Source organism: Gemmatimonas sp. (assembly GCF_036405635.1).
In the GTDB taxonomy this organism is placed as follows: Bacteria; Gemmatimonadota; Gemmatimonadetes; order Gemmatimonadales; family Gemmatimonadaceae; genus Gemmatimonas.
Genome location: NZ_DASWXE010000172.1, coordinates 1 through 9591 on the forward strand (window position 1 = coordinate 1; position 9591 = coordinate 9591).

The following is a 9591-nucleotide window of genomic DNA, read 5'->3' on the forward strand; positions in this document are numbered from 1 at the left end:
CCGCGATGCGCAGGGACGTTCCCTGCGCACACTCGACCTCGAGAAACGCCTCTTCAAGTATCCGCTCAGCTTCCTGATTCACTCGGAGGCGTTTGATGCGCTGCCCGAGGTCGCGAAGCGCGCGGTCTACACGCGTCTCGACAATATCCTTCGCGGCACCGATCGCACGCCCGACCTGCAGGGCATCTCCGCCGACGATCGACGGGTCGTGCTGGAGATTCTCACGGCCACCAAGCCGGAGTTCCTGAAACTGCGAGCGCCCTGAGCTGGCCGTTGGCCAACCCAGGGCGCCCGAGAGCTACCGACGCCAGACTACTTGTTCGCGTCGAGAATGGCGCGCCGTTCCAGCGCCGTCTGTCCGCTGGTGATCCACTTGGCCGCCGGTTCACCCTTGAGGTAGTGACCGAACCACTCGAGGATACGCGTCTGGTAGTCGCGCTGATTCTCCCGCTTGGTGAGGCCGTGGCCTTCACCCGGATACGTGAGCATCACCACGTTCTTGCCAGCGCGTCGGGCGTAGTTGTAGAACAACGAGCCCTGTCGTGGATCCACGGTGCCGTCTTCACTGCCGATCTCGATGAGCATGCTCTTGGCCTGCATCTGATGCACACGGGCCAGCGGTGAATTGTCGATCATCGCCTTCATGTCTTCCCACGGCGCCACCTGCATGCGGAACTGACCCGTCTCCCAATGGTCGAACTCCGCCGTGCCACCGCTCCAGTGCAGCTGACCCGCGAAGCTGATCATGTCGGTGATGCCAGAGCCTACGATGGTAGTCTGAAACAGGTTGCTGTGTGTGGCGAGGTAGGCCGCCTCGTAGCCGCCCTGTGAGTGGCCCACATGCCCAACGCGCTGGGCGTCCACCAGGCCCTTGGCGATGAGCGAGCGCACCGCCGGCTCCACGGCGTACTTGGTGCCGATACCCGGCTCACGCGGACGGAACACGATGTCGGGCATGAGCACGAAGTAGCCGTCCTGCGAGAACACCGTGGCGTTGTAGTAGCTGCGGCTGTTGGGGGCGATGTACCCGTGCAGTCCCTGCGACAACCGCTCGTAGGTGTAGACGATGAGCGGATACTTCTTGGCCGGATCGTAGTTGGCCGGATAGTACAGCAGCGCCTGCAGCGGCACATTGATCGTGCTGCGGAAGTTCATCAGCTCCACCTTGCCCCACGCGAACTTCGACTGCTGCGGGTTGGTGGCGGTGACGGCCTTGGCCGAGGCAGGGTCGGTGCCCACAAACACGTTGGGCGACGTGTCGTAGCGCTGGCGCATGAAGGCCACGACATTCGCGCTGTCCGCCTTCACAAAGCCTGAGTGCCCCGCGTCCACCAGCAACAGGCGCTGCACGGTGCCATCGGCATTCAGGCGCGCATACCCACTCTGCTTGGTCTGACGGCCGGTGAGCGCGAGATACTGCGGCGCCGACAGGTCCACCGCACGATCTGCAGCCGAGGCATTGAACGGCGCGAAGTTCACGAGACGATGGGCGACCCGTTCGCTGGCGCCATTGGTGAGGCGCGTGGCGGCACTGCCATCGGTGGCCAGGCGCCACACATCGTGTGTGTCGTTCACCAGCAGCGCATCGCCTGCCTTGCTCCACGCCACGATCGGGAAGATGTGCGGGATGTCGGTGGGATGATCGTCGTCGTGATCGACGAAGTCAGCCTTGCCGCCGCGTGTCACCGATGCCGTGAGATTGGTGCGCTTGCCCGAGGCCAGGTCCACCACCCAGTAGTCGCGGCCATCCGACCAGGCGAGCTTGCTGCCCGTTGGGTCGGCGCCGTAGTAGTGCCGGATGCGCTGCAGCACCTTGGTGCGCGCGCCCGTCTCGAGATTCACGGCCCAGACGTCCTGCACATTGCGACCGAACTTCCACTCCCACGGATACGGCTTGCGGTCGATCTCCGTGGCCCAGCGTCCGCTTTCCAGCGCGGCGGACTGTTCGTTGAGGTCGGTGCCCACCGCCACCACACGATCGTCAGCGCGCCACGCCGTCAGCAGCGTGCTGCGGAGGTCCTGCGCTTCCTGCGCCTTCTGCTGCGCGAACATGCGCACATCGTTGGTGTGCCAGATCTCCACATCGGAAACCTTGTCGGCGCTCTTCTTGATGGCGTCGGCAACAGTCAGGCGAGGACGCACGCCGAAGAACAGGACTTGTCCGTCGCGCGACCAGGACGGGCGCCGGTGTTCCGCGATGCGCGTGTTCGCCGGGAAGCCGCTCTTCGATGCGTCGAGTGTGCGCGGGGCCGCCGTCGAGGTCACATCGCGCCAGTCGAGCAGCACGTGGGCCGTATCGCGAAACGCCTTGTCCACCACACCACGCATCGCTGCCAGTTCGAGCGACGCCTTGCGCCAGGCGAGTGCGCGGTAGGGCACGGCCCCGTTCTCCAGCACACGCAGCGAATTGTTCGCCGCATCGTACAGCTGCACGGCGTTGCCGGACGGACCATCGCCATCGGTGGCCAGCGCGAGCAGCGCGCCGCCCGCACCCGGCGCATCCGACCACGCATGCTCCCGCACCGACGAGAACGTCAGACGGGTGCCGCGCGTCAGGTCGTACACCACCACATCGGACACCTGCTTGCCTTCCGCCGGATAGCGCGTGAGCGTGGCGAACCGACCATTGGCGCTGAAGGTGAATGCGCTCACCTCCGCCTCGGTGATCACGGTACCGTTCACCAGATTGCGGAACAGCACACTGTTGCGGACAGGCTTCTTCTCCTTGGTCAGCCGTTCGCGTTCTGCGGTGGACATCCCCACCAGCATGCCGGCCCACTCGTTGTTGGACGCGAAGGTCACCGGCGAACCGAAGGGCACCACAATGGTGGTGTCGCGCGGTCCACCGATGAGGCGCACCTCGTTGTCGTCGGTCTGGCGCGAGATCGGCAGGGCGGTCCAGTCGCCACGCGGTGAGATGCGGGGGGCTCCCGGCACTTCCCACTGCGCATAGTCCGCCGATGTCACGGTCGGCTTGGGTTGCGCGCCAAGCGCAGCGCCCAGCAGCAGAGCCGTGGGAACGAGTGGGGCAGTGATTCGACGCATGCGGCTCAGGGTTGGATGGTACGGCGACGCTTCATCAGCGCCTCGATTTCGTCGATCTCGCGCGGCACGAGGGAAATGCGCTCGAGTCCCTTCTCCGTGATCACGTAGTCGTCCTCGATGCGGACACCCGTGTTCTCGTACTGCTGCACCACCGCTTTCACCTTGGCGATGAAGGCGCGGTTCTTCGGCGTATCGGGGAGCACGGCCAATGCCCGCGTGCTGATGTAGATGCCAGGTTCAATCGTGAAGGCATCCCCCACCTGGAACGTCGCGTCGCGTCCCGCGCCCTGCATGGGATCGTGCACGGCCAGTCCGATGCCGTGTGTGATACCATGAATCATCCAAAGGTTGGCCTGACGGCATGACGCGGGATTGGCGGTGCAGTTCACGGCCCACGGCGGGTCAAAGGTGGCTTCCGCACTTTCGATGAGGCCGAGCGCGGCGAGGCCGCGCGTACGCACGGCCACCGAGGAGTCGGCGGCGGCGCGCACATTCATTCCCGGCTTGGACATCTGCTCGGCCACATTCTGCGCGTCACGCACGAGCTGATACACCTTGCGCTGGGCCGGCGTGAACGTGCCGCTCACCGGAATCGTGCGCGTGATATCGGCCGCGTAGCCACGGAACTCCGCGCCCGCGTCCATCACCACGAGGTCACCGGGCTTCACCGGATCGCTGTCCTTCATGTAGTGCAGCGTGGTGCCGTTGTATCCGCCACCAACGATGGATCCGTATGCCGGACGCTCTGCGCCGCGGCGCGTGAATTCGTATTCGATGGCCGCGCGCAGCTCGTACTCGGCTTGCGGGTTGGCCGTGAGCATGGCGGCGCGGTGACCTTCCGCGCTGATCTCCGCGGCGCGGCGGATGAGCGCCAGTTCGGTCGGTGATTTCTTGGCCCGCAACTGCAGCACCATCGGCATCCCGTTGCGGATGGCCAGATCGGGGAATTTGTGGGAGAGCGACTTGACCGTCTCCTGACCGCGCGTGAGCGAATCGTCACGGGCAAAGTCCATCGTCTCCACATCGGGGATGTGGTAGAACGGGAGGCCGGAGCCGGCAAGCGAGTCGAGCACACCGGACAGCGCGGCGAACGACCGGCCCGGCATGCCGTAGCGGGCGAGGCTCGACGCTGTGTCCACGCGCTGACCGTAGTAGAACGCGGTGCGCGGATCGAGCGGCGTGAGGAACAGTGTGCTCTGCGCCTGCTTGTTGCGCACCACCATCAGCAGGGCGTGGTCGGGTTCGTTCAGCTCGGTGAGATAGCGAAAGGCCGAGAGCTGGTAGAACGCGCTGAAGTCGTGGACGAGAGCACGGCCACCATAGGACAGCACCACGCCATTCTCGATCTTGTCGGCAAGCGCTGCGCGGCGGGCGGCCACTTCGGCCAGCGTAATGGCCGTGTCGGTGGCCGGAGGGCGATTCGCCGTGGCGCGCGTCGCCGGTGCACGACCCGCCTGGGCGCCGGCGGCAGAGGACGCCGCAAGGGCGGCAGTGAGCGACGCGGCGACAGCAGCGCGGAGTCGCGAAGCAGAGGGGCAGCTGAAGGGGCGCATCCCCCAATCTACGCCCCACCAAGCCTCACCGGAGCGCCCGCTGGCTCCTGTCAGCGGGGGGCGGGCACCCGTCCCTCGAGCCACGCAATCACATCGGCCGCCTGGTATGGACCCTGTGCGGCGAGCGTGGCGACCGAGGTCAGATCGTCACCGCTGGTGACCAGTGGGGGCTCGTCCCCATCGCCTCGCACCTGACCCAGCCCCACATCGGCCAGCAGGCCGTTGCAGAGACATTGCCGGCCTTCACAGTCGGCGTGGTCACCTCCCTTGGCCACGTAGGCATCCACCGGTTCGGCGGGGCATCGATAGACGAGGCGGCCATCTTCTCCCTTCACCGCGACCCGCAGATAGCCCAGGTCGCAGATCCGTTCGCGCGTGCCTTCAATGTCGTCAACACCGCGAATCAATTTGAACGGGTAGCCGGTGGGCGACGCCAGTGGGTCGGTGAAGACCTGTGCCCGGCCGGCACACACAGCATCCAGCACGGCGTGACGCACAGATGGGGCGAGTCCGGACTCCTCACAGAAGGCGAACAGGGTGCCTACCTGCACACCCTGCGCACCAAGCTCGATTGCCCGGGCAAGACCGTCGGGTGTGCCGCTGCCGCCCGCGATCCAGAAGGGCAGCCCCAGATCACGCATGCGGGAGAAGTCGACGGCATCGCGCTCGCCGTAGATGGGCTGACCTGATGCATCGAGCTGCATCTCGCCACGCGGCGGGGCGTTGTGTCCGCCAGCTGTGGGACTTTCCACTACGAAGCCGTCCACACGCCCCGTGGATTTGCGTGCGAGCGTTGCGGCCAGTGACACGGCCGACACCACCGGATAAAACGCCGGACGCTGCAAGGGCGCGACCGGTAGCGCGGCATCAGGCCAGAGATCCATCGGGTCGAAGGCAATCGACTCGATCACATCGCGCGGCAAGCCTTCCACATCGAATCGCAGTATCGCCGGACGATGTTCGGCCAGCGCATCGAGTGCGCCCGGGATTTCGCGCGGAATGCCGGCGCCCATGATGACGGTGGTGACACCGGCCAGCATGGCACCGTACAGCGTGGGCAGATTCGGGAGCTGCACCTTGGTGAGCAGGTTCATGCCCACGGCGCCGTCGTGTCCTTCGCGGGCCAGCCACGTCTCCACGAATGCGGCGGCCACCGTAACACGTTGACGTGCCCGACTCACCACCTGTCGGTACATGGGCAGCAATCGATACGGCGCATCAGGTGCACGCCCTTCCGCCATGAAGTAGCGGTGCAGGATCTCGTCGGCCACTGCCGGAATCGGGAAGTGTGCGAGTGCCCGGCGCACATGACCGCCGGGATCGCCGTCCTGGAGGCGTCGCACCATCACGGTGTCGATCACGGTGCCTGACACGACACCGAGATGTCCGCATGCAGACACCGCATTGGCGAGACGCCAGTTGGAAACACCGATGCCCATGCCTCCCTGAATGATGCGTGGGAGTGTGACGGTGGACGGAGCAGATGATGCGGACATCGATGCGGGTGCGGGGAGCAGAGGAGAGGCGACTCCGCAAAGTTCACCATGGTGTCACCTTCCCGGCATTCGCACATTCCCCGACAGCGCTGTCAGGGATTTCACGTGGCGAGGTGATCCGCACATAGGGGTCCGGCAGCTGTGCGTGTCTCCAGCGCAGACAACGCCGATGACCAGACCAGCGACGACGATGTCGCGTTGCCTTCAGCACACAAGAGGTATCTACATGTCCATGCTCATTCTTTCGCCCAACGCGCATCACGATGACGACCATGATCACGATGACCATGGTGGATTGCATCGTGACTTGCTGGCCACCGGACGCACGATCGATCGTCGGATGATGCTGCGCATGGCGGCGAGCCTTGGAGCGGGATTCGGTGCCCTGCAACTACTGGGGTGTGGTGACAGCAGCACGCTGACCGGGACGGACACCACGGGCACGGAAGGCACCTCACCCGTGAACAACAACGGCACGTGCAGTCGTGTGCCGGAGGAAACCGCAGGCCCATATCCCGGTGACGGATCGAATGGGGCGAACGTGCTCAACCAGACGGGCGTGGTGCGGTCGGATCTCCGGTCGAGCTTCGCCGGATTGAGCGGCACGGCGGTTGGCATTCCGCTGACGGTGAACCTGACGATCGTGTCGGCGAGCAGCTGCTCGCCGTTGGCGAATCGCGCCGTGTACCTCTGGCACTGCGACCGCGCGGGCAACTATTCGCTCTATTCGTCCGGCGTAACCAACCAAAATTATCTGCGTGGTGTCCAAGCTGCAGATGCCAACGGACGCCTGAGTTTCACCACGATCTTTCCGGGTTGTTACTCGGGACGCTGGCCACACATCCACTTCGAGGTGTTCCAGAGTCTCACGGCGGCCACGGATGTGCGCAACAAGGTGGCGACGTCGCAGATCGCCTTGCCCAAGGCGTCGTGCGATCTCGCGTACGCCACGAGTGGCTACGAGTCGAGTGTACGCAACCTGGCGGGCATCACGCTGGCGTCGGACAACGTGTTCAGTGATGGCGCGTCGCTGCAGCTCGCGACGATGACGGGCAATGTGACGGATGGCTTCACGGCGACGCTCACGGTGGCCATCGCCATCTGAGCAGCGACCCGCATGCGGGTGCGGGTGGAGGGCAGTACGGCGGCACAAAGCACACCGGATATCCACGTGGAGAGGGGTATCCGGCGGACATCCTGCGGAGGGGCAGGCTGTTCCGCGAGACGGGGAGCGAGGCGCTGAGGGAAACGATATGTTCCCGGCATGCGACTCCTCCCCGCTCTTGCTGCCACTCTCGTCATGAGTGCGTCGTTGCTGGGCGCACATGATGCTGCGGCACAGACCATGGTACCTGGACCGGCGCCATTGCGTCGTGTCATCGACAGTCTCGCCGATGCCCATCGTGGTGTGGTGGGTTACAGCATCACCAATCTCGACACGGGTGAACATCTCGAACGCCGCGGCGACGAGACCTTCACCACGGCGTCGCTGATCAAGGTGCCAGTGCTCGTGGCGCTGTTCGATCTCGCCGAGCAGAAGCAGCTCACGCTCGACGACCCCATCGTCCTGACAGAGATCGACAAGGTGGGAGGCGCGGGCCAGTTGCAGTTCATGCGCACCCCGCTGTCACTGCGTTTGTGGGACGTGGCCTGGCTGATGACGACGCTGAGCGACAACACGGCCACGAATCTCGTGCTCGATCGCATCAAGATCCGGCGTGTCTGGCAGAAGATGGAGGCGCTCGGCCTGCCGCACACCAAGGTGCATTCCGGATCCATGACCCGGATCGCCACCGTGGCGCCCGACAGCTCGGTCAAGTACGGACTCGGTGTGACCACCCCCAATGAAATGGCGCGGCTCTTCACGTTGCTGGCGCAGGGCAAGGCGGTGAGTGCGTCCGCCGACTCGACGATGCTGGCCATCCTTGCCCGCAACGTGGACGACTCGAAACTGTTGCGCTATGCGTATGGCGTGCGCGCCGCGCACAAGACGGGTGACGTGGACAATGCCCGCACCGACTGTGGTGTGCTGTACCTGCCGGCGCGCGTGGTGGCCTGTGTGCTCACCAAGGAGAACACCGACACACGGTACTGGATGGACGCCGAGGGCAATACGGTGATCGGGCGCATCGGCGCGGCGATAGTGGCGCACTGGTCACCGCGACCGAGCGGCGGGCAAAAGCCGTAAGGACCGCTCCGCCATAGGAGAGAAAAAATGCCGCGGCGCCGACTACTTCGGTACCGCGGATGTTCCCACCGATGCAGCCAAAGCGTGCAGCGCACGCTCCAGCTCTTCGCCCGAAAACGGCTTGTAGAGCAGCGGACGGCGCGAAGAGTTCACGCGTTCCCGCACGAAGCTGTCGTCGTGAAATCCCGTCATGAACATCAGCGGTAGCACGGGGAAGTCGCGCTCGATGTGAATGGCGAGTTCGCCCCCCGACATGCCCGGCATGATGACGTCGGTGAGCACCACATCGATCTCCACCGTGGCACGCAACGCGGCCAGCGCCGAGTCGCCGTCCGGAGCGGCCGTGACCTTGAGCCCGAAGCGCGCAAGCATGCGCTGCAGAATCTGACGCAGACTGGGTTCGTCTTCCACGAGCAGGATGTGACGGAACGGCAGCAGTGTCGCTGTGCTCTTCGCCTCGGCGGCCGATCGATTCATCGACTCCGTGATCAGTTCTTTCTGCTGATCGATACGCTGACACTGCCACAACATGATGGGCTGGCCATCGAGTGTGTCGGGGACCTTCACGACGGTGGCCAGCACCTGCACCGGACGTCCGGAGACATGACGCAGGCGCATCTCCACGGGGGCGGTGCGGGTGCCCGGCGCCGGTGCGGATGCGAGCCATTCGGTGAACGCGGCACGATCCCCGGCCCATACGTAGGAGTCCGCCGCGCCCGTGATTGCCGTCGCATCCGGTGCATGGCCGGTGATGGTCAGGAACCCGGGATTGTGACGGACGATGTTTCCTTCGCCGTCCAGCAGCGCAATGGAGACCGGCGAAGCCTCGAACGCTACACGCAACAGGCCATCGGCGGCGCGACGCATCTTTTCGAGGCGTCGTTGCGCGCGTAGATCGGTGAGTGTGTGCACATGGCCTGCCGGTTCGCCACGTGGCGAGAGCAGGGCCCGACAACGCCACGCGACGGGAATGCGCTCCCCGTGGCGGTCGCTGAGATAGGCCTCGTCATCGTGCCAGTCCCCACGGATGCCATCGATGGACTGCGGCGTGGTGCCCGGCACAGCCGATTCCAGCCTCAGTACATCAGACAGTGAGGAGTCCACGGCGTCGAACAGACTCATGCCCAGCAGGCGTTCTGCCGATGGATTCATGTAGCGTACCACTTCATCCTTGTCGGCCACCACCACGGCATCGGCTACACCATCGCTGATGGCGGCGAACGTGAGGGAGTTGGCCCGCAGATCCTGCTCGATGCGATGGCGATGCAGCGCGAGATCCAGCGCCAGAAACAGGTCGCGTTCATGGAAC

6 protein-coding genes and 1 pseudogene are annotated in these 9591 nt (G+C 64.9%); 3 read left to right on the plus strand and 4 right to left on the minus strand.

The features are described 5' to 3' along the window. Positions 1-265: pseudogene (locus tag VGE27_RS13750) on the plus strand (hypothetical protein); the annotation flags it as partial. Positions 266-312: 47 nt separating this feature from the next. On the opposite strand, the gene VGE27_RS13755 reads toward VGE27_RS13750, so the two are convergent. Genes VGE27_RS13755 through VGE27_RS13765 form a run of 3 tightly spaced genes read right to left on the minus strand, consistent with a single transcriptional unit; the run spans position 313 to position 6094 of the window. Then, entirely contained in the window at positions 313-3045 is a 2733-nt protein-coding gene (locus VGE27_RS13755) for a S9 family peptidase (protein WP_331050242.1), read from the minus strand. A gap of 5 nt (positions 3046-3050) precedes the next feature. After that, positions 3051-4598: an aminopeptidase P N-terminal domain-containing protein gene (locus VGE27_RS13760; RefSeq protein ID WP_331050243.1), complete on the minus strand. Its 1548-nt coding sequence runs from the start codon at positions 4596-4598 to the stop codon at positions 3051-3053. A gap of 50 nt (positions 4599-4648) precedes the next feature. Further along, the gene (locus VGE27_RS13765; RefSeq protein ID WP_331050244.1) at positions 4649-6094 is read right to left on the minus strand and encodes a nitronate monooxygenase; all 1446 of its coding nucleotides are present in this window, start codon (positions 6092-6094) and stop codon (positions 4649-4651) included. A gap of 226 nt (positions 6095-6320) precedes the next feature. Between VGE27_RS13765 and VGE27_RS13770 the strand changes: the two genes are divergently transcribed. Both VGE27_RS13770 and VGE27_RS13775 read left to right on the plus strand, forming a co-directional pair. Continuing rightward, entirely contained in the window at positions 6321-7199 is an 879-nt protein-coding gene (locus tag VGE27_RS13770; RefSeq protein WP_331050245.1) for an intradiol ring-cleavage dioxygenase, read from the plus strand. Between the two features lie 159 nt (positions 7200-7358). Beyond that, positions 7359-8282, plus strand: coding sequence for a serine hydrolase (locus VGE27_RS13775; protein WP_331050246.1), 924 nt, complete (start codon positions 7359-7361; stop codon positions 8280-8282). 42 nt (positions 8283-8324) lie between these two features. Here VGE27_RS13775 and VGE27_RS13780 read toward each other — a convergent pair. Further along, positions 8325-9591: response regulator (locus VGE27_RS13780; protein WP_331050247.1), on the minus strand; the 1267-nt coding region annotated here is incomplete at its 5' end.